The sequence below is a fragment of the Variovorax paradoxus genome, assembly GCA_016806145.1.
Classification (GTDB): Bacteria; Pseudomonadota; Gammaproteobacteria; order Burkholderiales; family Burkholderiaceae_C; genus Variovorax.
Map to the genome: position 1 here is coordinate 3,575,314 of CP063166.1, position 22,985 is coordinate 3,598,298.

Annotated in this window: 19 protein-coding genes; all 19 read right to left on the reverse strand. The window is 68.8% G+C overall.

Annotation, left to right across the window (positions count from 1 at the left end; translation table 11 throughout):
- Positions 1–26: 26 nt before the first annotated feature.
- The 19 genes from INQ48_16745 to tssB all read right to left on the reverse strand — a co-directional run bounded on the left by INQ48_16745 (position 27) and on the right by tssB (position 22,913).
- Positions 27–1,715 (reverse strand): cyclic peptide export ABC transporter, encoded by a 1,689-nt coding sequence (locus INQ48_16745; protein QRF55076.1) that lies wholly within the window; start codon positions 1,713–1,715, stop codon positions 27–29.
- 97 nt (positions 1,716–1,812) lie between these two features.
- Positions 1,813–2,292, reverse strand: a complete 480-nt coding sequence (locus INQ48_16750) for a GNAT family N-acetyltransferase (protein ID QRF60768.1) — start codon at positions 2,290–2,292, stop codon at positions 1,813–1,815.
- Between the two features lie 125 nt (positions 2,293–2,417).
- Positions 2,418–3,860, reverse strand: coding sequence for an exodeoxyribonuclease I (gene sbcB, locus INQ48_16755; protein ID QRF55077.1), 1,443 nt, complete (start codon positions 3,858–3,860; stop codon positions 2,418–2,420).
- Between the two features lie 46 nt (positions 3,861–3,906).
- Positions 3,907–5,352 (reverse strand): cardiolipin synthase, encoded by a 1,446-nt coding sequence (gene cls, locus INQ48_16760; protein QRF55078.1) that lies wholly within the window; start codon positions 5,350–5,352, stop codon positions 3,907–3,909.
- 112 nt (positions 5,353–5,464) lie between these two features.
- Positions 5,465–7,786: an ATP-dependent Clp protease ATP-binding subunit ClpA gene (gene clpA / locus INQ48_16765; protein ID QRF55079.1), complete on the reverse strand. Its 2,322-nt coding sequence runs from the start codon at positions 7,784–7,786 to the stop codon at positions 5,465–5,467.
- Between the two features lie 68 nt (positions 7,787–7,854).
- Positions 7,855–8,214 carry an ATP-dependent Clp protease adapter ClpS gene (clpS, locus tag INQ48_16770; protein QRF55080.1) on the reverse strand — a complete coding sequence of 120 codons (360 nt, stop codon included), beginning with the start codon at positions 8,212–8,214 and terminating at the stop codon, positions 7,855–7,857.
- A gap of 133 nt (positions 8,215–8,347) precedes the next feature.
- Positions 8,348–8,701, reverse strand: a complete 354-nt coding sequence (locus tag INQ48_16775; protein ID QRF55081.1) for a hypothetical protein — start codon at positions 8,699–8,701, stop codon at positions 8,348–8,350.
- The gene (locus tag INQ48_16780; protein ID QRF55082.1) at positions 8,698–9,693 is read right to left on the reverse strand and encodes a type VI secretion system ImpA family N-terminal domain-containing protein; all 996 of its coding nucleotides are present in this window, start codon (positions 9,691–9,693) and stop codon (positions 8,698–8,700) included. Before INQ48_16780 ends, INQ48_16775 begins: the two co-directional genes overlap by 4 nt.
- Positions 9,690–10,817 carry a type VI secretion system baseplate subunit TssG gene (gene tssG / locus INQ48_16785; protein ID QRF55083.1) on the reverse strand — a complete coding sequence of 376 codons (1,128 nt, stop codon included), beginning with the start codon at positions 10,815–10,817 and terminating at the stop codon, positions 9,690–9,692. The genes INQ48_16780 and tssG overlap by 4 nt, the downstream gene beginning before the upstream one ends.
- Complete coding sequence (locus INQ48_16790; protein ID QRF55084.1) at positions 10,814–11,392, reverse strand: TagK domain-containing protein; 579 nt, start codon at positions 11,390–11,392, stop codon at positions 10,814–10,816. The genes tssG and INQ48_16790 overlap by 4 nt, the downstream gene beginning before the upstream one ends.
- Positions 11,389–12,132, reverse strand: coding sequence for a DUF2094 domain-containing protein (locus INQ48_16795; GenBank protein ID QRF55085.1), 744 nt, complete (start codon positions 12,130–12,132; stop codon positions 11,389–11,391). Before INQ48_16795 ends, INQ48_16790 begins: the two co-directional genes overlap by 4 nt.
- A gap of 4 nt (positions 12,133–12,136) precedes the next feature.
- Positions 12,137–16,180, reverse strand: coding sequence for a type VI secretion system membrane subunit TssM (tssM, locus tag INQ48_16800; GenBank protein QRF55086.1), 4,044 nt, complete (start codon positions 16,178–16,180; stop codon positions 12,137–12,139).
- A gap of 26 nt (positions 16,181–16,206) precedes the next feature.
- Positions 16,207–17,586 carry a type VI secretion system protein TssL gene (gene tssL / locus INQ48_16805; GenBank protein QRF55087.1) on the reverse strand — a complete coding sequence of 460 codons (1,380 nt, stop codon included), beginning with the start codon at positions 17,584–17,586 and terminating at the stop codon, positions 16,207–16,209.
- A 44-nt stretch (positions 17,587–17,630) separates the two neighbouring features.
- Positions 17,631–18,287, reverse strand: coding sequence for a hypothetical protein (locus tag INQ48_16810; protein QRF55088.1), 657 nt, complete (start codon positions 18,285–18,287; stop codon positions 17,631–17,633).
- 52 nt (positions 18,288–18,339) lie between these two features.
- A complete protein-coding gene (gene tssK, locus INQ48_16815) occupies positions 18,340–19,695 on the reverse strand; it encodes a type VI secretion system baseplate subunit TssK (GenBank protein ID QRF55089.1) in 1,356 nt (451 codons plus the stop codon).
- Between the two features lie 29 nt (positions 19,696–19,724).
- Positions 19,725–20,231 carry a type VI secretion system lipoprotein TssJ gene (gene tssJ, locus INQ48_16820; GenBank protein ID QRF55090.1) on the reverse strand — a complete coding sequence of 169 codons (507 nt, stop codon included), beginning with the start codon at positions 20,229–20,231 and terminating at the stop codon, positions 19,725–19,727.
- Between the two features lie 49 nt (positions 20,232–20,280).
- Positions 20,281–20,766 (reverse strand): type VI secretion system tube protein Hcp, encoded by a 486-nt coding sequence (locus tag INQ48_16825; GenBank protein ID QRF55091.1) that lies wholly within the window; start codon positions 20,764–20,766, stop codon positions 20,281–20,283.
- An 81-nt stretch (positions 20,767–20,847) separates the two neighbouring features.
- Positions 20,848–22,350, reverse strand: a complete 1,503-nt coding sequence (gene tssC / locus INQ48_16830) for a type VI secretion system contractile sheath large subunit (protein QRF55092.1) — start codon at positions 22,348–22,350, stop codon at positions 20,848–20,850.
- Between the two features lie 26 nt (positions 22,351–22,376).
- Positions 22,377–22,913 (reverse strand): type VI secretion system contractile sheath small subunit, encoded by a 537-nt coding sequence (tssB, locus tag INQ48_16835; protein QRF55093.1) that lies wholly within the window; start codon positions 22,911–22,913, stop codon positions 22,377–22,379.
- Positions 22,914–22,985: the final 72 nt, after the last annotated feature.

Consider the following 22,985-nt stretch of genomic DNA (forward strand, 5'->3'; position numbering starts at 1 on the left):
CGACGCGCCGCCGGCCTCCAGGCGCCTCAAGCGGCCGCGATGCGCCCGTCGCGAAAGTGCACGACGCGGTCGGCCACGCCGAAGTAGCGGTCGTCGTGCGAGATGACCACCAGCGTGTGGCCCCTCGCGCGCAGCTCCGGCAGCAGCTCGGTATAGAACTGGTGGCGAAAGCTCGGGTCCTGGTCGGCCGCCCATTCGTCGAACACCATCACGGGCCGCGCCTCGACCCAGGCATGCACCAGCGCGAGCCGCTTGCGCTGGCCAGTCGAGAGGTCGATGGTGCTGAAGATGCCGTCGTCGACCGCCACCTTGCCATCGAGCGCGAGCCGCGCCAGGCCGGCGCGCGCGATCTCGTCGCGCTGTGCGGACGCGAGGCCGGGCTCGTCGGGCAGCGCCTCGAACAGGTGGAAATCCGAGAGCACCGGCGAGAACAGCTGGCGGTAGGTGTCGCGGCTGGCGTCGGTCACCGCCTCGCCATCGACCGTCAGCGTGCCGGACTGCGGCAGGTAGAGGCCGGTCAGCAGCTTGAGGAAGGTGGTCTTGCCCGAGCCGTTGTCGCCCGCGATGAAGAGGATCTCGCCGCGCGCGATGCGCAGGTCAATCGGGCCGAAGACGAACGGCGCGGCGACCTGCGCGGCTTGAGCGCCCTCCTCGGCTTCCGCGGGCGCGAAGGCGTAACGGATGCCGCTGAGCGCGATGGCCTCGGCGAAGGCCGGGCGCGCGCCCGTGCCGACGAGCGCATCGGCCAGCCCGGGTTCCGGGCTCTCGAAGCGTTCGGTCAGTTCGGCGACCCGGCCCAGCGCCACGCGTGCCCGCGCGAAGAACGGCAGGAAGCCCAGCACCTGGTCCATCGGCCCCTTGAGGTAGAGCAGCGCCAGCACGAAGCCGCTGAGCGCCTCGGCCGACAGGTTCCAGAACCGGGCAGCGCTGAAGACCACCGCGATGAACAGGAAGTACAGCGCCGAGCCGGCCTCGTGCGCGAACGAGAAGGCATCGCCGGCCTTCACGCTGGCCTGGCGGATGTCGTCGACGCTGCGCAGGATCTCGCCCTGGTAGACCTGCGCGCGACGGCCGCGGCTCAGGCGCAGTTCCTTGGCCGCGTCGCCGAGCCGCCGCCAGGCTTTGTGCAACGCATCCTCGCCCTCGCGCGCCGCGTCGAAGCCCGCGATGGCGCGCTCGAGCGCCAGCCGGTGGATCGCGATGCCACCCGCCATCACCACGGCCAGCAGCGCCGCGAGCTGCCACGAGAGCCAGACCAGCCACCCCAGGCAGCCGAGCACGATGGTCGCGGCGACCACCGTCATCGGCAGGCTCAAGCACAGGCCGCTCACCATGCCGATGTCGTGCGTGAGCACGGGTGTCAGGCGGTGGGTGCGGAAGCGCTCGAGCTCGTCGATGGGCGCGTCGAGGATCCGCTGCGCGAGCCGCGTCCGCAGGCTGCGCAGGATGTCCTGCCCGATGCGGTTGGTGAGCGCGTCGGAGAGCACGCGCCCGACCAGCGTGAGCAGCGCGAGGCCGACGAAGGCCAGCGCCAGGCCCGAAGCCAGTCCGCCTTCGGCGTGCAGCATGCGGTTGATGAGCGCGAGCAGCGCGACCGTGGCGGCGCTGCCGCCGACGCCGGCCAGTGTCGCCACGCCGAGGCCGAGCGCATGGCGGCGCAGCAGGCTGTTCGGGCCCACGAAGAGATCGGTGGTGGAGGCTTGGGCTTGGGGCATTCGGGCTGGTTCGGCGAAACGAAGGCCGCATGGCGCGGTCCGGCAGCGAGAAGGCCGCGGATCGTAGCAGCCGGGCGAGCCCGCCCCGCTCCGAAGCTCAGCCTTGCAGGTGGCCGGGCTGCAGCAGGTCGCACCACATGTGCACCTTGCCCAGCAGTTGGCCGTCGAGCGCGATCGCCAGCGGCTCGACGCCGAAGGGCTGGAAACCGCAGCGTTCGTAGAGCCGCTGCGCGGCATCGTTGCCCTCGGTCACGGTGAGCTGCACCAGGCGCAGACCCGGCCGCTGGCGGGCGTGCTCCAGCAGCGCCAGCACCAGCCGGCGGCCGAAGCCCGCCTGCCGGGCCGATTCGGCCACCGACATGCCGAACAGCGTGGCCTTGTGCCGCGCGCGCTCGCGCCGCTCGAAGCTCAGTCCGGCCGCGCCGACCAGCCCGCCGGCATCGAAGGCGCCGTAGACCACGTCGGCCGTGTCCTCGCCTGGCGCCAGCCGCTCCTCCCAGAAGCGCAGCGGCAAGGCGCCGCGCTCGGCCACAGTCGAGGTGAAGGCGCTCGGATGCCGCTCGTAGGCATCGAGCATGCGCGCGCGATAGGCCACGGCGTCGGCCGGCACCAGCCGCCGCACGACATTCACTTCGGTCCTCTGTTCAGAATCGGACACGAAAAGCTCGCCTTTCCATCGCCGGCCTGGCGCCTGCGTGGGGCTCAGCGCGACGGCGCGATCGCGTCGGCATAGTCGTAGAGCGCGCCCAGCAGTTCCTCGCCCTGCTCGTCCACCGTCTCCGACAGCGCATCGATCTCGGCGAACAGGCCCTCGACCGTGCGGGCGCCGCCCTCGCCGTCGAACAGCTTCGCCACGCGGTGTTCTTCCCAGCGCTGCGCCTCTTCCTCGCTCAGCGTCTCGGGCCAGTTGCGCGCGCGGTAGCGGAACACGATCTCCTCGAGCCGCCCGTCGTCGAAGCCGGTGCGGTCCTTCGCGAGCTCGGCCGGCGAGAGCGCGCGCAGCTGGTTGAGCCGGCGCCGGTCGCCGTTGCCGACGAAGCCGCCGTAGAGGTCCTCGTCGACGTCGGGCGCGTCCTCCTTCGGCCGCTCGTAGACCTTGGCCCAGATTGCGCTCATGTCGGGCAGGTCGCGCGCGATCGCGGCATGGCGCAGGGCCGTGTCGAGATCGATGCCCCAGCGCTCGGCCATGGGCGCGGCCAGCGTGCGCAGGTTGCCCACCACCATCGGCGACTTGTTGAGGTGCACGCCCTTGATCGGCAGCCGCACCACGCCCTCGGGCAGCTCGGCGGCGCGCGTGAACATGCGCAGGCGCACGGTGTCGGCATCGAGGTCGCGCAGCTCGCTCGGATCGTGCGCGAGGTCCCAGGCCAGCAGCTCGTTCTTGTTGGTGGGATGGCTGGCCAGCGGCCACATCACGGCCAGGCAGCCGCGCTCGGCCGGGAACATGCCCGAGACGTGCAGGAAGGGCTTCGCGGTCTCGCGCACCGCCGGCAGGCCGAGCTCGCTGGCCACGCGGTCCTTGCGGTGCAGCGCGAAGGCGAAGTCGAACAGCTTGGGCTGCGCGTTGCGGATCAGCCGTGCCAGCGCGATGGTGGCGCGCACGTCCGACAGCGCATCGTGCGCCGACTCGTGCAGCAGGCCGTTGGCCTTGGCGAGGTCCTCGAGCTTGAAGCTCTGGCTGCCGTCCTCCTTCTTCGGCCACTGGATGCCGTCGGGCCGCAGCGCATAGGTCAGGCGCACCACGTCGAGCAGGTCCCAGCGGCCGCACTCGTTCTGCCACTCGCGCGCATAGGGATCGATGAGGTTGCGCCAGAACAGGAAGCGCGTGACCTCGTCGTCGAAGCGGATGGTGTTGTAGCCCACGCCGATGGTGCCGGGCTGCGAGAAGGCGCGCTCGATCTGCGCCGCGAACTCGTGCTCGGGCAGGCCGCGTTCGAGGCACAGCTGCGGCGTGATGCCGGTGATCAGCGTGGCCTCGGGACTCGGCAGGTAGTCGGGCGCGGGCTTGCAATAGATCATCAGCGGCTCGCCGATCTCGTTGAGCGCCGCGTCGGTGCGGATGGCGGCGAACTGCGAGGGCCGGTCGCGGCGCGGCACGGCGCCGAAGGTTTCGTAGTCGTGCCAGAGGAAGGTTTGAGCGGTCATGTCGTTGGGGAAAAGCGAAAGCGGATACCGGGTGCGGCGCCCGGCCTCAGAGCAGCGGCGACGACAGCCGCGCGACCGAGTCGCCGAGCCGTTGCCAGAAGGGCTGGGGCCGGTGCGCGCGCACGGCGGCCGAGCTGTGCAGGTCGGTCTCGAACTGCGCCGCCAGCGGTCGCGCCAATGCCGGACCATAAACCACCGCGCAGACCTCGAAGTTGAGGCGGAAGCTGCGGTTGTCGAAATTCGCGGTGCCGATCATCGCGCAGTCCTCGTCGACCACCAGCGTCTTCGAGTGCAGCATGCGCGCCTTGTACTCCCACACCTTCACGCCGGCGGCGATCAGTTCGTCGAAGTAGGAGCGCGCGGCGGCGCTCACGATGGCCGAATCGCTGCGCCGCGGCACCAGCAGCCGCACGTCGACACCGCGCAGCGCGGCGCTCGTGAGGGCCATCAGCGCGGGCTCGCCGGGCACGAAGTACGGCGTGGTGAGCCAAGCGCGGTGGTTGGCGTTGTGGATCGCCTCGACGTGCATGCGGTGGATGGCCTCGAGCGTGTTGTCGGGTCCGCTGGTGACGATCTGCACCGGGATCTCGCCGGCTTCCACCTTGGGCAGCATGGCATCGAGGCCGTCGCCGAAGCTGTGCAGGTCCTCGCCAGTGGCATAGGTCCAGTCCTCCATGAAGGTGGTCTGCAGCCAGCGCACGGCACTGCCTTCCACGCGCAGGTGCACGTCGTGGTAGGCGTCGGGCCGCGTGCGCTTGTCTTCCTCGTCCGTGATGTTGACGCCGCCGGTGAAGCCCACGCGGCCGTCGCACACCACGATCTTGCGGTGGGTGCGGTAGTTGGTCACCGGACGCAGGCGGCGGCCGATCCTGGTGTCGTGGAACAGCGCCACCTGCACACCCGCGGCCAGCATCGGCGCCATGAACTTGCGGCCGATGCGCTGGGAGCCTAGCGCATCGATCAGCAGCCGCACCTTCACGCCCTCGCCCGCGCGTGCCACCAGCAGGTCGCGCAGCGCGGTGCCGATGGTGTCGGGCTCGAAGATGTAGTACTCGAGATGCACATGGTCGCGCGCCGCGCGCACCGCCTCGAAGATCGCGTCGAAGGTGCGCGCCCCGCCCGAGAGCAGCTCGACGCCGGTGGCGCTCGATACCGGGATGCCGCAGGTCGCGGTGCCCAGCCGCGCCATCTGCTGCAGCGCCGGCGGCGCATGCTCGGCCGCGTCGCGCAGCCGCGCCAGGTCGGCCTGCGCGTTGGCGTTCGCGCGGGTGCGCAGGCGCTTGAGCCGCTGCTTGCGCAGGCGCTGCGGCCCGAGGAAGTAGTAGATGACGAATCCCGCGAACGGCAGCAGCGCCAGCGAGAGGATCCAGCTCATCGTCGACACCGGCGCGCGCTTCTGCATCACGATCCAGACCGACAGCACGGCGATGTAGCCGCTCCATGCCAGGGAGAGGCCGGTTTTCCATTCGGGACTGAGTTCGGGGAGGATCAAGGCGAGGGGCGGACCCCTCAAAAAGAAAAAGGCCGGCAGCGCGATGCTACCGGCCTTTGGGGGCGCTTCCGCGGCCTCGTCGGCCACGGAATGCCCAGTTCCTTCGCTTGTCTTAACCGGCCGCGGCCTCTTCCGCTTCGGGCTTCGACTTGCCTTCCTTCTTCGGCAGCGGCTGGATGTCGAGCAGTACCTCGTCCTTCTCGTCGAGGTCGACTTCCAGGCGCCCGCCTTCGGTCAGGCGGCCGAACAGCAGTTCGTCGGCCAGTGCACGACGGATCGTGTCCTGGATCAGGCGCTGCATCGGCCGTGCGCCCATCAGCGGATCGAAGCCCTTCTTCGCCAGGTGCTTGCGCAGCTTGTCGGTGAACGTGACCTCGACCTTCTTCTCGGCCAGCTGCGTTTCGAGCTGCAGCAGGAACTTGTCGACCACGCGCAGGATGATCTGCTCGTCGAGCGCCTTGAAGTTGACGATGGCATCGAGCCGGTTGCGGAATTCGGGCGAGAACAGGCGCTTGATGTCGCCCATTTCGTCGCCGGCCTGCCGCGGGTTGGTGAAGCCGATGGTCGCCTTGTTCATGGTCTCGGCACCCGCGTTCGTCGTCATGATGATGATGACGTTGCGGAAGTCGGCCTTGCGCCCGTTGTTGTCGGTCAGCGTGCCATGGTCCATGACCTGCAGCAGCACGTTGAAGATGTCCGGATGCGCCTTCTCGATTTCGTCGAGCAGCAGCACCGAGTGCGGCTTCTTCGTGACGGCCTCGGTCAGCAGACCGCCCTGGTCGAAACCGACGTAGCCCGGAGGCGCGCCGATCAGGCGGCTCACCGCGTGACGCTCCATGTACTCCGACATGTCGAAGCGGATCAGCTCGATGCCCATGATGTAGGCGAGCTGCTTGGCCGCTTCGGTCTTGCCGACGCCCGTGGGACCCGAGAACAGGAACGAGCCGATCGGCTTGTCGCCCTTGCCCAGGCCCGAACGCGCCATCTTGACGGCCGAGGCCAGCACCTCGAGCGCCTTGTCCTGGCCGAACACCACGCTCTTGAGGTCGCGCTCGATCGTCTGCAGCTTGCCGCGGTCGTCGTTGCTGACGTTGGCCGGGGGAATGCGCGCGATCTTCGCGACGATTTCCTCGACCTCGGTCTTGCTGATGGTCTTCTTGCGCTTGCTCGCCGGCAGGATGCGCTGCGCCGCGCCCGCTTCGTCGATGACGTCGATCGCCTTGTCGGGCAGGTGACGGTCATTGATGTACTTGGCGCTCAGCTCGGCCGCGGCCTGCAGTGCGGCCACCGCGTACTTCACGCCATGGTGTTCCTCGAAGCGCGACTTCAGGCCCTTGAGGATGTCGACGGTTTCCTGCACCGAGGGCTCGACCACGTCGACCTTTTGGAAACGACGCGACAGGGCCGCGTCCTTCTCGAAGATGCCGCGGTATTCGGTGAAGGTGGTCGCGCCGATGCACTTGAGCTGGCCGCTCGAGAGCGCCGGCTTGAGCAGGTTCGACGCGTCGAGCGTGCCGCCCGAGGCCGCGCCGGCGCCGATCAGCGTGTGGATCTCGTCGATGAACAGGATCGCGTTCGGCTTGTCCTTGAGCGACTTGAGCACGCCCTTCAGGCGCTGTTCGAAGTCACCGCGGTACTTGGTGCCCGCGAGCAGCGCGCCCATGTCGAGCGAGAACACGTTCGACTCGGCCAGGATCTCGGGCACGTCGCCTTGCGTGATGCGCCATGCCAGGCCCTCGGCGATCGCGGTCTTGCCCACGCCGGCCTCGCCGACCAGCAGCGGGTTGTTCTTGCGCCGGCGGCACAGGATCTGGATCACGCGCTCGACCTCGTACTCGCGGCCGATCAGCGGATCGATCTTGCCGTCCTTGGCCATCTGGTTGAGGTTCTGCGTGAACTGTTCGAGCGGCGAGGCCTTCTCGTTCTTCTCTCCGCCGCCCTCTTCGCTCTCGTTCGAGGAGGCTTCGCTGTTGCCCTTGACGGCTTCCGGCGGATCGCTCTTCTTGATGCCGTGGGCGATGAAGTTCACCACGTCGAGGCGGGTCACGCCCTGCTGGTGCAGGTAGTAGACCGCGTGCGAGTCCTTCTCGCCGAAGATCGCGACCAGCACGTTGGCGCCGGTGACTTCCTTCTTGCCGTTGCCGGTGGACTGCACGTGCATGATGGCGCGCTGGATCACGCGCTGGAAGCCCAGCGTGGGCTGGGTGTCCACATCGTCGGTACCCGCCACCTGGGGCGTGTTGTCCTTGATGAAGTTGGTGAGCGACGCCCGCAGGTCGTCGACGTTGGCCGAGCAGGCGCGCAGAACTTCCGCGGCGCTCGGGTTGTCCAGCAAAGCGAGCAGCAAATGCTCCACGGTGATGAACTCGTGGCGCTGTTGCCGGGCCTCGACGAAGGCCATGTGCAAGCTGACTTCCAGTTCCTGGGCAATCATGTGATTTCCTTTTTGCCTTGCTGTAAATAAGTTCTCAGATGGGTTGGAGCTTGCCTAAATCAACAGGTTCATTCCACGGGTTCGCTGACACATTGCAAAGGATGCCCTGCCTGCTTGGCCGCCTCCATCACCTGGTTGACCTTGGTGGCCGCCATGTCGCGGGAATAGACCCCACAGACGCCGCGGCCATCGAGGTGGATCTTGAGCATGATCTGGGTGGCGCTTTCGCGGTCCTTGCTGAAGTACTCCTGCAGGACGACGACCACGAACTCCATGGGCGTGTAGTCGTCGTTGAGCATGACCACCTGATACATCTGGGGTGGCGCCGTTTTCTGCGGACGCCGCTCGAGGACGACCGAATCTCCGTCGTCTCGCGCCGGTTTACGCACCGGTGGCGTGGGAGGGGTCGAAGGAATTCTCGTTGCCATGAAAAAGATTCTATAGAGCGTGCAAGCGCCGTGCCGGCTCGGGAAAAGCTGGTGGCGAGAATTCGACAAATCAAGAGGCTTGCGGCTCATACGCCGTCAAAAATCCGTTCAACGGATTTTGACGATATCCCGCTCAGATATTCCGCAGAACAGGCTTTCGGGGAGCCGGCAATTTGCGCCTTTGGCCGTGCTCGGCGGCCGGCAGTTCCGCAGGGAGGGCGTCGATGTCCTCGTCGCTGAGCTCGAGCAGCCCGCGTTCCGGGGCGGGAACGGGCTTGGGCGCTGCCGTGGGCTCGGGCTCGGGAGGCGACACAACCAGGTCGGCGGCGAAGAGGATCGTCGCGGGTTCCTCGGGCCCGGCGCCCTCCTCCACGGCCCGCGGCGCCTTGCGCCTTGCCCGCAGTAACACCCAGGCCGACACCCCGCCGCCGAGCCAGCCGATGGCCACGGCTCCCGCGAGCAGCCATGCCGAGGGGAGCGAACTCACCGCCCGGCCTCCCATTTCTGCAGCAGATCCTGCGGGATCGCCCCGACCACCTCCGAGAACGGCTTTCCGACCAGGTTTTCGGCCTGGCGCAGCAGCACGACGACCGGGGTGCTCGGCTCATGGACCTCGAACCAGGCCCGCACTGCCCGGATCGCGCTGAGCGCTTCGTCGCGCGAAGCGGGCCGTGCAACCGTCACGGCGTCGTCGAGACGCATGGCAGGTACCGGCGAGGCGCGCCGGGCGGGCGGTTCCGGCGCAGCGACACCGAACGGCTCGAGCAACTGCTCGAGCGCGCGCAGTTCGGGTGCATGGCCGCCGAGCTGTGCCCGGCTCCAGCGCGCGATGCCGTCGAGCGACCGTGCGGCGCTCGCCAACCGATTCAACGGTGCCTGGGGGTCCGCGGCCGATGTCCGCCTCAGCTCGGACAGCTGCTGGACCACGGAATCCCGTAGCGAGGCACCGGCGGACACGCGCGATGCCCGCTCGACATCGCGCACGCTCAGACGCGCGGCGGTGCTCGTCTCGATCACGATGTCCCGGACGTCGCCGACCAGTCCCTCCGGATCGGCCAGCGCCGCGACGGCGTTCGCGCGCACCGTTGGGTCCTCTTCGCCCTCGATCACGCGCTGCGGATGCACGGCGTCCGGCCAACGCGGGAGGACCGCGGCCAGCAGCGCGAGCGCCTGCGCTAGCCCCGCGGCGCCCGCGAGCCGGGTGCGTGCGCGGCAGAGCCAGACCAGCACATGGATGTCGCGGGTGCGCGCCAGCAGCTGCGCGCAATCCCGCTCGATGTCGCCCCAGTTCGGCGCCTCGGGAAGGCCGATGAAATCGCCGTACTGCGCCTCGACGCGCGGCACCATGCGCGAACGCAGCACCGCATAGTCCGGGTCGTACTCGAGGCTCGGGCCGCAGGGCGCCGCGGGGCTCACGGGGAGCAGCCACTGGTGGCCCCAATCCACGGCTGGCTCGGGCACATCGAGACTCGAATTCATCGCGACTCCGGCGTGCCGACGTACTGCTCGGGCTCGAAGACCATGCCCGCCGTGTGGCCCTCGGCGTCGCTCTTCGCCGCGTCGTCCCCGCCCAGCCAGGTCGACCATCCCAGCCGGCGCAAAGCCTCGAGGCGCGCGGGCGGCCGGCTGTCGCGGCGGATCCGCAGTTCGACGTCCCAGACGAACTCGTGGCCGACGAAGGCACGGACCCACTCGACCAGCAACGGGAGATCGCGCCCCTGCGGCGTGAACCGCAGGTAGCGCTCGAGCGTCAGCGGCCCGAGCACCAGCCGGAACCTGGACTGCCGGTCGGCGACCACCTCGCCGGCCAGGGCGCCGTCGCCCATCACGCTCGATGCGCGGGCACTTCCCAACTGGCTGCACTCCTCGGGTGCGATGCGGATCCACTGCGGCATGAATTCCCGCAGTTGCACCGGCATGGAGAAGAAGCGCGCCAGCGTGCCCGCCAGGCCGTCGGGATCGCGCGCCTCGCGAACCAAATGCGAAGCGGCGGCCAGCCGCGCATGCGACGGCAGCACCGAATCGAGAATCTCGTTGGGATCGTGTCCGCTCAGGCGCGCGACATAGCGGCTGAAAGGCTCGTCGCCGCGGCGGTCCAGCCCCGCCGCCGCCTGGCTCTGCGCCCAGGCACGGTACATGTGCGTGAGATAGCGGTGATGGAACAGGTCCAGGAAGTCCGCGAGCGTGCTGTCGTTCGCGTTCTCCATGCGATCGCGAACGATCTCGGTGAAATGCAGCGGCAAGGGACCGTTCGATCCGAGCATGCCCAGTCCGTAGAGCCGGATCAGCGGTCGCGACGGATCGTTGCCGCCGCGGTGCGGCCCGGCTCGCGGCGCCACGGCTTCCGCCGGGTCAGGCCGAAGCGGCAGCACGATTTCGGCGATTTCGCGCGGCGCGAAGGCCAGGGCCGCCGCCTGCCCCAGCCTGAAGCCTTCCTGCTGCGGCCTCGCCGCCAGCCCGATCGGCGGCCTTTCGGGGCTGGAAGCGGCCAACCGGCGCAGCAGCGCGAAGAAGCCGAACTTCCAGGGCGTGCGGCTGGCTTCGTCGAGCGCCGCCGCGGTCTGCCGTGCCGCCGGACCATCGTCATGGCACGCATCGTTCATGTCGCCGCTTCCTCGGTGTCGCCCGCGCGTCCGCCGATGCGGACATGGCTGTCGGGCGCGATGTCGTGGTGCTCGCGCCGCGTCAATCCGGGCAGGTCGAAGCCGGCCTGCCGCACGAGTTCGGGAGCGAACGCCGCGAGCACGTCGGCCGGCGGCTCGAACGCCAGCAGATCGGGACCGTCGAGCCGGTCGAAGCCTTCGATCAGTTGGTCGATGCTGCCGCGCGCATGGAGGATGTCGAGCAACGAGGGAAACGCGGCGCCCTGCGCGCTCAACTGCGCGAGCGTCGGTGCGGCCGGCCCCTCGGGCTCCGGAGCCTGCCGCCAATCGGCATGGCCGGCGAGTGCGCGCGGATCGCGCACCGCGCGCTCGAACGCTTCGTGCCATCGATCGAACAGCTCGCAGGCCCCAGCCGCCCGTCCGATGGAAGAAGACCGCCCGTTGCGGCCCGAAAATGGCTCGAGAGGCCGCGCCATCGGCGGCCCCTCTTGGAGCAGCGAGGTCACGACATCGGCCTGCGGCCGGCGCCGGGCGCCCGCGATGTCAAGCACGCCGAAAGGATCGTCCGCGCTCATGGCAGCACATCCCAGGCCGGCTGCAGCCGGTGGCTGGCATCGACGAAACGGCCCTCGGCGTCCTGCAGCCAGAACGCGTTGCCGGCGTGCGCGCTCCATGTCCGGTCTGGCCAGTCGGACCAGGGCAGATATCGAACGCCGCGTACACGCGCGGCGGGGTCGGCCACCGGTCCCGCCCCGATCCAGCGGTCGATCACCGCCTGCATCCGACGGCGCCGGGCATCGTGGCCCTCGACGCCCGACTGCTCGACCCAGAGCGCCTGAACGGCGAACACCAGCGTCCGGAAGCTCGCGGCTTTGCCCGTTGCCACATGGCGCGCGAGCATCCGGGCCAGCCAGAACTGCCAGTCGCAAGGCTGCGCCGCATGGCTTTGGTAGTGTTTCCTGATCCAGTGCGGCCTCGCCGCCTGGTAGACGATCAAGGGATGACGACGCCCGAGGCTGTCGCAGGAAGGAACGATGACGCCGAGAACGCACTGCCGCGCAGCGAATGGCAGCGTCCCGGGCGACAGCACGAAAGCCACCGGCAGTGCACGGGCTCCTTCGCCGCGAGGTCCCGGCACCACCGCCCCCTCGCCCGCTGGCATGCCGCATCGCCGGCCTTCCAGCGCCAGCCAGGCGCGCCAGGCCGAGATCTCGCCGAGCCCGGTGTCGAAACGGACGAAGTCCGCGTGGCCGGGCAACTTGCCCCAGATGGCGGGTGGGGTCACCTGCCACGATGCGATCAGTTCGCCGAGCATCGGATCACCCCCTGCGCCCGGGGCAGCGAAACCCCTTGAGCAGATCGCTGTTGAACGGATTCGGCTGGCTGCCGGCGCCGATATCGAGCAGCGCCCGACGCCCGTCGAACTGGAATTCAACGCCCACGCGGCCCGGGGTCGCCGTGTTCACGATGCGGCCCTTGTCCAGCAGCCGCAGCAGCGCCCAGGGTCCGCTGCCGCCGAGGGTCGAGGTCGGGCCCGACACCCGGGGATTCGCGCTCAGCTCCGCCATCGATCCGCCACGCGGTCCGGGCCAGAGGACGGGAAACGCCTGCACCGGCCCATGGACATAGCGCAGGCCCTGCCCGTCGATGTCGATGCTCAGGTCGGTGATGCTGGGTTCGAGTTCGAGCACCTTGAGCTCCAGCCGCCAACCGAGCTTCCTGCCGCCCGCCTCGCGGAAGAAGAGATCGCGAATCTGCTGCGCCCGGTCGAAAGTTTCGAGGTCCGGACCGCCGCGCGCCAGCAGCTGGAGCAGTTCTCCCGTGAGGGTGGGACCGGTGGCGGCCGTCGCCGCGATCGGCGCCGCCGGACTCGCGGGCGCCTCGGGCACCGCGAGACCCGCGGTACTGCCAGGATCCTTGTAGCGCCAGGGACGCACGCTGGTATCGACGTAGATCGCCAGATGCTTGCCGAAGAATTCGTCGGCCGCGCCTCCCGCGGCGAACATCAGCGTGAAGTCCTCGATGGAGGCATCCTGCGACGTCGACGCCAGCGGATACCGGCCTTCCACGCCGCGCCTGCAGGGCTCGCCGACCTGCTGCCCCATCAGGCCCATGAGGCGGTCGAACTGGAGCTGGGCCTGGCCACGCAGGATTTCGGTCGCGCCCTGCACCACCTTGCCGCCGCCGCTCGTGGCCAATGCCGTCAGCACCTCCCGGAACGGCGACGGCAATTTCCCGGCCTCGAGCAGCAGGCGCGCACCGACCTCTGCGCCGCCGGGTGGCAGGCTGCGCGCGCTCAGGGCCGTGTCCGCCACCACGAGCAGGGTGTAGAACTCGTTGACCAGGCCCGTGACGGTTTCGAGCCCCGGCCGGATGGCGCCCGTCGTGCCGGCGGACACCATGCCCGCGTCGGGCTGGCCGGTGACCAGTTCGCGCAGCGCGGCGAAACGGTTGTCGACGAGCTGCCGCTCCATCCGCTCCTCGGCACGGATGCCGAGACGGCGTCCCACCGCCTGGGTCTGCCGGCTCAACTGCTCGGCCGCCTTGTCGAGCAGGCCCTTGGCCTCTTCCGGCTGAACCATCAGCGGGCGCGACAAGGTGGTTTCGCGTGCGGCGGCTCGCGCCAGCCGGCTCAGCGGCGAATCGGGCGCCGCGAGCTGTCGCAGCACGCTCAGGTCGAAACCCAGGTTCGTCGCCGCCGCATCGCTGCCGCCGACCGGACGGATCGAGCCCAGAAAGTGCTCCCAGTGCTGCGCGTACTCCTCGAGGTACAGGCGCCGGATGTCGTCCAGCCGCGGATCGCCGTCGGCCTCGCGCACCGGGCCCCGGGCCGACGAAGCAGCGCCGCGTCCCATGACCCAGCCGTCGTCGTCGAAGGCACGCGCCATGAAAACCGGCAGGCGCTTGCCGAAGACCTCGTGGTAGCCGTCGTAGGTGAAGAGCCCCGGCACGCCTTTCTCGAGCGGCAACCCGCCGTCGCGCGCGAACACGGTGCCGGCCTGCGGCCCGACCGCGCGAACCAGCGTGAACGCCTGGGGCGCCTCGGCTTCCATCGTCGCCTTCGCGCGCTCGTAGACCCGCTGGGTGGCGGCCTGGGTGCCGAGAAAATCCTGCGCCGCGCGCACCAGCGCTTCGTCGGGCAGCGCATCGAGTTCGAGCGCCCGCTCGCCCGAGAAGAGCGCGGCCGCATGCTCGGCCACCGACGCCCGCCCGTGGAACACGGCGGCGCTGCCGGGGGTCGCCCCGTCCTTCAGGACCCAGTTGCGCACGTCTGCGGCACCGCCCTGCATGTAGCGCTCCCGGTCGAACAGCAGCTTGTAGGCCCGCAGCGCGTCGTAGGCCGCCTTGGCATCGCCCTCCTTCACGCGCTGCGACAACGCGGCTTCCATGCGCCGCACGATGATCGGCAGCAGCATGCGGTTCTGCAGTCGGGCATAGGTCTCGTCGGTCGCCGCCAGCACGTCGGGGGCAGCGTAGAGGCCGTAGAGATAGGCGCTGCCCGGGTGGTCCAGATCCAGCCCGGGCTGTCCCGGCAGTTCGCGCGCCGCGTTCAGCGCATCCGGAACGTCGATGGCCCTGAAGCGTTCGAACAGCGAGCCCACCTGCAGCGCCAGCGCCTGCGTTCGCTGGCCCGCCGCCTCGAGGTAGCGTCGATTGTTCGCGAAACTCGAGGCCAAGGCGCCAGCCAGCCAGACGAAGAGCACGACGACCAGCGCATGGCCCAGGGTCCGCAGCAGCCGATAGCGGAATTCCCACCGCAGGTTCGGGCGCACGAGATGCGCTTCGGGAACGATCACGCGCGCCAGCACATCGTGGATGAAGAAGCCTTGCCGGCCGTGCGTCGCGACGGTGTTCTCCTGTTCCTCCGGGCGATCGGATGCGGGCATGCCCTGCTCCCGCTCTTGCGCTTGTGCGAGGCGCCGCCGCATCCGCTGCAGCAGCGTGCGGCCATCCGCCGGCAACTCGCAGCCCGACTGGGCGCCGCTCGTGAAATAGACGCCGCGAAGCGCCTCCCGGCTTTGCGTATCGTCGAACCGGGACGAGAGAAAGATCTGCTCGAGCAGCGGCGCCAGCCGCGATGAAAGCCCCGCCAGCTCCTGCGGCAGCGCAAAGAGGCGCCGCCGTCGCTCCACATCGAACTCCTCGTTCAACCGGGCGCGAAGCCCGGCCTCGATCCGCTCCTGGAGCGTGGCGAGCTCGGTGCGAACCCGCTGGTGCAAGGCCTCGCCGTCCAACATCGGGCTGCCGCGCGAACCGATGCGCCCCGCCTTTTCGAGCGGCAAGGTGAAGCCCCAGGGCTGGGTCCGGCTGTCGCTCGTGAGCGAATGAAAGTACTCGCCGAAGCCGCGCAGCCGATCCATCTGGGTCACGATCACGTACACCGGGAAACGGATGCCCAGTTCCCGGCGAAGCTCCGCGAGGCGATCGCGCACCAGCGCCGCATGCGCGGACCGTTCGGCGTCACCCGAGCCCAGCAATTCCGTCACGCTCAGGACGACGACGACGCCATTGATCGGTGCGCGCACGCGATGCTGGCGCAGCAGGGCCAGGAAGCCGAGCCACTCGGCGGCATCGCGGGTGGCATGGCGCTGCTGGGTGGTGTAGCGGCCCGCGGTATCGATGAACACGGCCTCGTTCGCGATCCACCAGTCGCAATGCGGCGTTTCGGCCGGTGCATCGGACGGCGTCGTTCGGGCGCCGAGCCCCATCTGGCGTGCCAGCGGGAACTGGAGTCCCGCGCCGAGCAATACGGACGTCTTGCCGGCGCCCGGACTGCCGACGACCAGGTACCAGGGCAGTTCGTACAGGTGGCGCTTGCCATCCAGCATTCGGCGCAACCCGCCGAGCCCGCGCATTTTTCGCAGCGCCGCCACTGCGGCCTGAACTGCCGCGGCCACGCGCCTGAGTTCTTCCTTCGCGACCTCGTTGCCATGGGTCTGTGTCTTGCGAAACAGGAGCTTCGCGAGCAGGTCGTCGTCGTTGCGCAAGGCCTGCCAGAGGCGGAAGCAGCCGTAGAGGGCGTACAGCAGCAGCACTGCGGCGATCAGCGCAACGCGCGCCCAGACCGGCGAAAGCGGTTGGGCCTCCCCGATCGCCAAAGTCGGCCCCGCCTGCCATACGAGCAGGCACAGCGCCGCGACGCCGAAGAGGCTGTAGGGCCCCGAGGCCAGCCAGAGGATGCCGAGCAGCAGCGACAGCACGATCAGCGCCAGCCGAACCTCTTGCGCAGCAAGGGGGCGCACACCGTTGACGGCGAGCAGATCGCCCGCGAACCAGATGGCGCAGCCCGCCAGCACGACCGCCAGCAGCGCCAGGATGGGCCGCGACACCAGGAATGCGCCCACTTGCTTGAGGTATGGCATGGAGCTGCGACCTTTCTGCTGTCTGTTCAACGAGGAAGCGGCGGCAGGCTTTCGCCCCGCACGGACGCGGCGGCCCGGGCCTGCGGATCGATGCCCGCGTCTTGGGACACCACGATGTCCACGCGCCGGTTGCGAGCGCGCCCCTGGACGGTGGCGTTGTCGTCCAGCGGCGAGGTCTCGCCTTGTCCCGTGCTGCGGATGCGCGAGGCCTCGACACCCTTGTCGAGCAGCACGGCGGCGACGGCCGCGGCGCGCTTTTCGCTCAGCACCTGGTTGTCGGGAAACTCGCGCGTGCGTATCGGCAGGTTGTCGGTGTGCCCGATGACCTGCACCGTGCCGGCCACCTGATTGATCTCGTCGGCCACCTTGCCCAGCGCCGCAAGCGTCCGCGCGTTGAGACTCGCGCGGCCCGGCACGAACATCTGGTCGCCACGGAAGCTGACGGCGCTGCGCTGCGCATCCTCCTCGACGCTCACGCTGCCGCGCGCGATCTCGGCCGACAGCAGTTCCTTCAGACGCAACGCCCTGGCCGGCGGAACCATCGCCGCGGTCGGCGGCCGCATCCGGCCGATCGCGGCAATGCGCTGCGTCAACGCCGAGCCCATGGCCGAGAGCTGGTACCTGTACCAGCCGAAAAGCCCCGAAAGAACCAACACGGCCACGAGGCCCGTGACCCACACCGGCAGGCTGCGCGCCAGCCGCAATCGCCCCGCTGGCGCGCCCTTCCAGTGCGGCGACAGCGCATGGGGCACCTCGACGCGAACCGTCGCGAGCAGCTCGAACAGGCGATGGCGCACGGCTTCGAGCTGCCGCCTGCCGTGCGCGGCCGTGCTGAAGCGGCCCTCGAAACCCAGGCCGAGGACCTGGTACATCAGCTCGAGCAGATCGGCGTGTTGCTCGGGGTCGGTGGCCAGCCGGCCGATCAGCAGGAAGAACTTGTCGCCGCCCTTGGTATCGCCATGGAACCTGGCTGCGAGCTGCAGGCCGGCCCAGACGCCCGCCTCGCCCGCCTGCCCGCCGCCCCACGCGGTGCTGTTCGCGGCTTCGTCGATCGCGGTGCACAAGGCGTAGCTCGCGGCCAGCGCATGCTCGTGGCGGATCCTCGCGGCGGCGCAGATCGACTGGAACGCCGCGACCTCGCGCTCGAGCAATCCATGCCACAGCTGGACGCCCTCCGCGCCCAGGGTCGGCGGCAGGTCCGCCAGCGCACGCAGCAAAGGACCGGCCGCTTCGAGCAAGGGATTCCGGGCCGCCGCGATGACGGCCACGCGCTCCCGCACCGAACCGCCCTCGGCGGGCGATGCGTTCGCGCGATCGGCGCCGTCCGCGAACAGCGGATCGGCCAAGCCGTCGTGGAAGTCATCGGCACCGAATGCCGGATCGCTCTTTTCTTCGAAGTCGTGCATGGTGGCGTTGGCAAGCGAAAAAAAGGGGTTCGAACGACGTGGCGTCAGGCCTCGCACTCGGATCCGTCGTCGACGATCCGCTCGAAGCGGCTGTTGCGGATATGGCAGCTCCGCATGCGGGCATCGGTCATGCGCCAGACGCCCGTGCCCTGCGTGTTCTCGATCACGACGGTGGCGGCCAACGGCACGCCGCGGCTTCGCTGCCGGCCGATCACGAAACTCGTGTGGTCGAAGCGGCAGCCCTCGATCACGAGCCGCGTTCCGGCCACGAGAACGGCGCCGCTGCCCGTGCAGTTGGCAAAAGTCGTTTCGCCCGTGCTGCCGATGCCTTCGCGTGCATGCGGCGCCGCATCGCCACCCGAGAAGATGCACTGCTCGAAGACCACGCCGGTGCTTCCGTCCCGGCCGCCGAAGACCGCGTGTCCGAAGCTTCGGCAACGCACGAAGCGCACGTCGCTCATCACGCCGAAGTCATGGCCTGGCGCGACGAATCGGCAGTCGACGAAGCGGCAACCGGACATGGCATCGAGCCGCAGATGGCACTCGCCCGCGAAGTCGCAATCGACAAAGCGCAGGTCGTGCCAGGCCACGCCTGTGAAGAATCCCGCGGCCAGGTCGGCGCCGGTGATGGTCATGGGCGCGCCGCCACCGTCGAGCAGCCGGGCGTGCTCTTTGGGGAGTTGGGCAATCGGCGTGCTCATGCCATCCCCCCTGGCCACCGCGCGGCACGGGCATCGCGATGCAGGACGCGCTTCATTTCTCGCGCACTCCCCAGAGTTCCATGCGCAGCCCCGGAAACTCCGCCGCCACATGCAGCGCCAGGCCGCCATGGCGGACCATGTGCTCCCAGAGGGCGCCCTGCGGCTCGAGCTGGACATAGACGAAGCCGGCGTTGAAAGGAATCTGTCGCGGCGGCACCGGGAGAACCTGGAGCGGAATGCCCGGCAGATGCGAACGGATGAGTTCGGGCAAGCGGTCGCTGGGCCCGGCCTTGCAGCAGGCGACGAACTGGCTCGCGAGTTGGTCCGGCGGCAGGTGCGCCGCCACGGCAAAAACCAGGCTCTGGAAACCCCGAAGCTCCGCGGGCTCGACGCTCGCGACGTGCACGCCGTTGGCCCGCTGCGCCAGCGCGATGGGCTGGGCACTGCGCACCAGCACGTCGTTGAGCAGCGACTGCACGTCAGCCACCAGCCCCTTGAACGACAGATAGGGGTCGACATGCCGGTAGCCGCCATGGGCCGCGGGGCGGCGACTGCCGGCACGCACGAAGGTGGCCAGCTCGGCGCCCAGCGCGCGCAAGGTCACGAACAGCTGCTGCGGCGAGGTGTCCCTGACCTGCAGCCAGTGCTCGAGCAGCGGCTCGTAGCGGTTGAGGATCTGCAGCAGCAGGAAGTCCGACACCTCCGCGGTCTCCCTGGACTTGCCGTCGCTGCCGCTCAACCGCGCGGCGAGCGCATCCGCACGCAGGCGGCACAGCCCGTGCAAGTGCGTCATCCAGTCGCTCAACAAGGCACTGGCGCCATAGCCCGAGACGGGCGGGATCAGCCGGCTGTCGAGCGCGATGCTGCCGTCGGATCGCAGAACGGTGACCTTGGCGAGCGGCAGGCCGATCCAGGCGTCCGTCAGTTCGCGCTCGGGCAGCAGCCGCAGACGCAGGCGCGAGAGCTGCACCAGCTTCGGTCCCTGGCCGATCGAGTTGGCGTCGCGCAGCTCGGTGTCGAACACGCCGAAGCGCGCGAGCGAACCCGCCGACGTCGAGGCATCGTCGAAAGTGGTCTCCTCGCCGTTCGGTGTACGGATGGGCACCGCGAGGTGAATGACCTGGTCGATGTGCTCCGGCCCCACCGTGAGCGGTGCCGGTGGCAGGGCGTGGGCGGGCGCGTCGAAGGGCGTACCGTCCTGGAAGATGCCCGCCGCGTCGGCCAGCACCAGCTTGCCGAGCGACAGCGACTCGGCATCGATCGCATACCGATGAAAACCCCAGTAGAAGGGATCGAGCGCGGCCGCGCGCTTGTGGGCCAAGTGCTCTAGATAACGCTCCTGCTGCTGGAACAGCTGCGGGCGCAGGAACAGCCCTTCGCTCCAGACGACCTTGTTGTACCAGCTCATGGTTCGGTGCTCGCTTGCATGGCCGGCGCTCAATCGGCGGGAACGAGCCGGATGCCCCTGGCCTGCAGCCGGACCTCCAGCTTGAGCTTGCGGGCCGGCAGCACGGCGCGGTACCAGGCGATCTCGGGCGCGGCCTCGACCTGCCGTACGGCGCGCCAGTCGGAGGCCCCCAGCTCGCGGTAGCCCGCCAGCACGCCGATCGCAGCCAGGTCGGGATGCGACTTGCGGCGGATCGAGCGCGTTTCGCCGGGCCGCAGGATGAACTCCTCGCGCACGAGCATGTCGGTACCGATCAAGGCCTTGTCGTTGCCGTGCAGCGTGAAGTAGTCCGCCGTCTCGAACGCGGCGCTGGACTTCAGTTCGTAGACGCGAACCAGGATCGGCGCCGGCCGGCCCTTGTCGTCGGGGTTGACCTCGGCTTCGGCGATGACCGCGAGCTCCAGCCGGGTCTGCTCCCTCGGATGGGAGAACTGGGCCATCGCCGGCATCGCCATCAGCGGCATGACGACGAGCATGCAAAGTCGGAGCAGGCGCATGGGAGTGACAGGAGGCAGAGCAGCCGGACGACGCAGGTCGGGACCCGGTTCAGGACTCCTTGTTGCCCTTGATGTCGTAGCCCGCGGTCACGGCACCGGCGCTGCCGCCCTGCGCGTTCTGCACCGCGTACTCCTGCTTGATCTTCGAGAACGAGAGCCGCACGCGTTCCTTGATGCGCAGCGCGTCGGAGTTCGCGCCGAAGGGATGGACGGCCGTGACGATCACGTCGGTGAAGGTGTACTTGAGGTACTCGAGCGGGCTGCCGCCGGCCTTGCGCACCGTCAGCTTCGCTTCCTGGACATGCTTGCCGGTCAGGCAGTACTTCATGAGGTTGGGGCTGGCGCGATCGATGTAGTGGTCGAACTCGAGGTCTTCCACCGTGGCCTTGCCGGCGCCGCCGCCCGAGCCGGCATGCATGAACGACTCCTGGAACGCCTTCCAGTTGAAGGCGAGCACCTCGATCTCGTTCTTGTGCTCGGCATCCAGCGACTCGCCCTCGATGCCGTCGATCTTCAGAAAGATGTCTTGAGACATGCGAACTCCCTGTTCTCTCGTTGTTGGTTTCGAGCCGCCGCATGGACCGCGGGGCCTGGTTCGAAGAAGCGGACGGCCCGCTCAGGCCTCTTCCCTGAGGGACGGCAGCCGGGCCACGAGCCGCAGCGAGACCGTCAGACCCTCGAGCTGGAAGTGCGGGCGCAGGAAGAACTTGGCGCCGTAGTAGCCGGGGTTGCCCTCGATGTCCTCGACCACGACCTCGGCGGCCGCGAGCGGCCTTCGCGCCTTGGTCTCCTGCGAAGAGTTCGCGGGGTCGGCATCGACGTAGTTCATGATCCAGCCGTTGAGCCAGCGCTGCATGTCGTCGCGCTCCTTGAAGCTGCCGATCTTGTCGCGGACGATGCACTTGAGGTAGTGCGCGAACCGCGTGCTGGCGAAGAGGTACGGCAGACGCGCCGCCAGGTGGGCGTTGGCGGTGGCATCGGGGTCCATGTATTCCTGCGGCCGCTGCATTGATTGCGCGCCGATGAAGGCCGCGCTGTCGGAGTTCTTCCGATGCACGAGCGGGATCAGGCCCGCCTTGGCGAGCTCGGCCTCGCGCCGGTCGGAGATCGCGATCTCGGTGGGGCATTTCATGTCGAAGCCGCCGTCGTCGGTCGGAAAGGTATGGCAGGGCAGGTTCTCCACCGCGCCGCCCGACTCGACGCCTCGGATCATCGTGCACCAGCCATGGTGCTTGAAGCTGCGGTTGATGTTGACCGCCATCGCATACGAGGCGTTGCTCCAGACGTAGTTGCGATGGTCGGCGCCCTCGGTCTCCTCCTCGAAATCGAAGGCGTCGACGGGATTGGTCTTCGCGCCATAGGGAAGCCGGGCCAGGAAGCGCGGCATGGCGAGGCCGATGTAGCGCGAGTCCTCGATGCCGCGCAGCGAATTCCAGGGTGCGTGCTCGAGGTTCGAGGTGATCCGCGCGAGATCCCTGGGATTCGCGAGCTCCTGCCAGGACTCCATGCCGAGCAGCGAGGGCGCGGATCCGGCGATGAACGGCGCATGCGAGGCAGCCGCCACCTTGGCGATCGCGGCGAGCAGTTCGACATCGGCGGGCGTGTGGTCGAAGTAGTAGTCGGCCACCAGACAACCGTAGGGCTCGCCGCCGAGCTGGCCGTACTCCTCCTCGTAGATGCGCTTGAAGACCGGGCTCTGGTCCCATGCCGTCCCCCGGTGGCGGCGCAGCGTGCGGCGGATCTCGTCCTTCGAGACGTCCATGAAGCGGATCTTGAGTTTCTCGTCGGTCTCGGTGTTGCTGACGAGGTGGCTCATGCCCCGCCAGGCCGACTCGACCTGCTGGAATTCCTCCTTGTGCAGCACGAGATTGATCTGCGCCGAGAGCTTGCGGTCGATCTCGGCAATGATGGCCTGGATGCTGGTGTAGGCATCGTCGGTCATGGTCGCGGCATGGACCAGGGCCTGTTGGGCCAGGGTGCGCACCGCGGCCTCGACGGCGCCGCGGGCTGCGTCGGTCTTGGGGCGGAACTCCCGGTCGAGCAGGAAAGAGAAGTCCGAGACTTCGCCGTAGCCGCGAGGTGCGGGCTCGGCGAGGACGATGGCGTCGCTGGATGACATGGCGTTTCCTTGAAATGGATCGACCGTCAGGCGGCCGCCGCGATGTCGGCGTCGCATCCGAGTTCGGGCGCGGGCCTGGCGGCGGAAGCCAGCGACTTCATGAGCGCGGGGTCTTGCAGCAGCCGGTTCATCAGTTCCTCGGCACCGGCCTTGCCGTCCATGTAGGTCTGCAGGTTGGCGAGCTGGCTGCGGGCCTCGAGCAGGCGTGCGAGCGGCTCGACTTTCCGTGCGATGGCCGCCGGCGAGAAGTCCTCCATGCTCTCGAAGCTGATGTCGACCAGGAGCTGCCCTTCGCCCGTCAACGTGTTGGGAACGGCGAACGCGACGCGCGGGGCGACCGCCTTCATGCGCTCGTCGAAGTTGTCGACGTCGATGTCGAGGAACTTGCGCTCCGCGACCGGCGGCAACGGCTCGGCCGGCTTGCCCGACAGATCGGCGAGCACGCCCATGACGAAAGGCAATTCGATCTTCTTCTCGGACCCATAGACCTCGACGTCGTACTCGATCTGCACGCGCGGCGCCCGATTGCGGGCGATGAACTTCTGGCTGCTGTTGTCGATCATGAAACCCCTCCTGAAAAAGACAGTGAATGACGGGCCCGCACGAACAGGCCCTTGAGCGAAAGCGAAAACCCG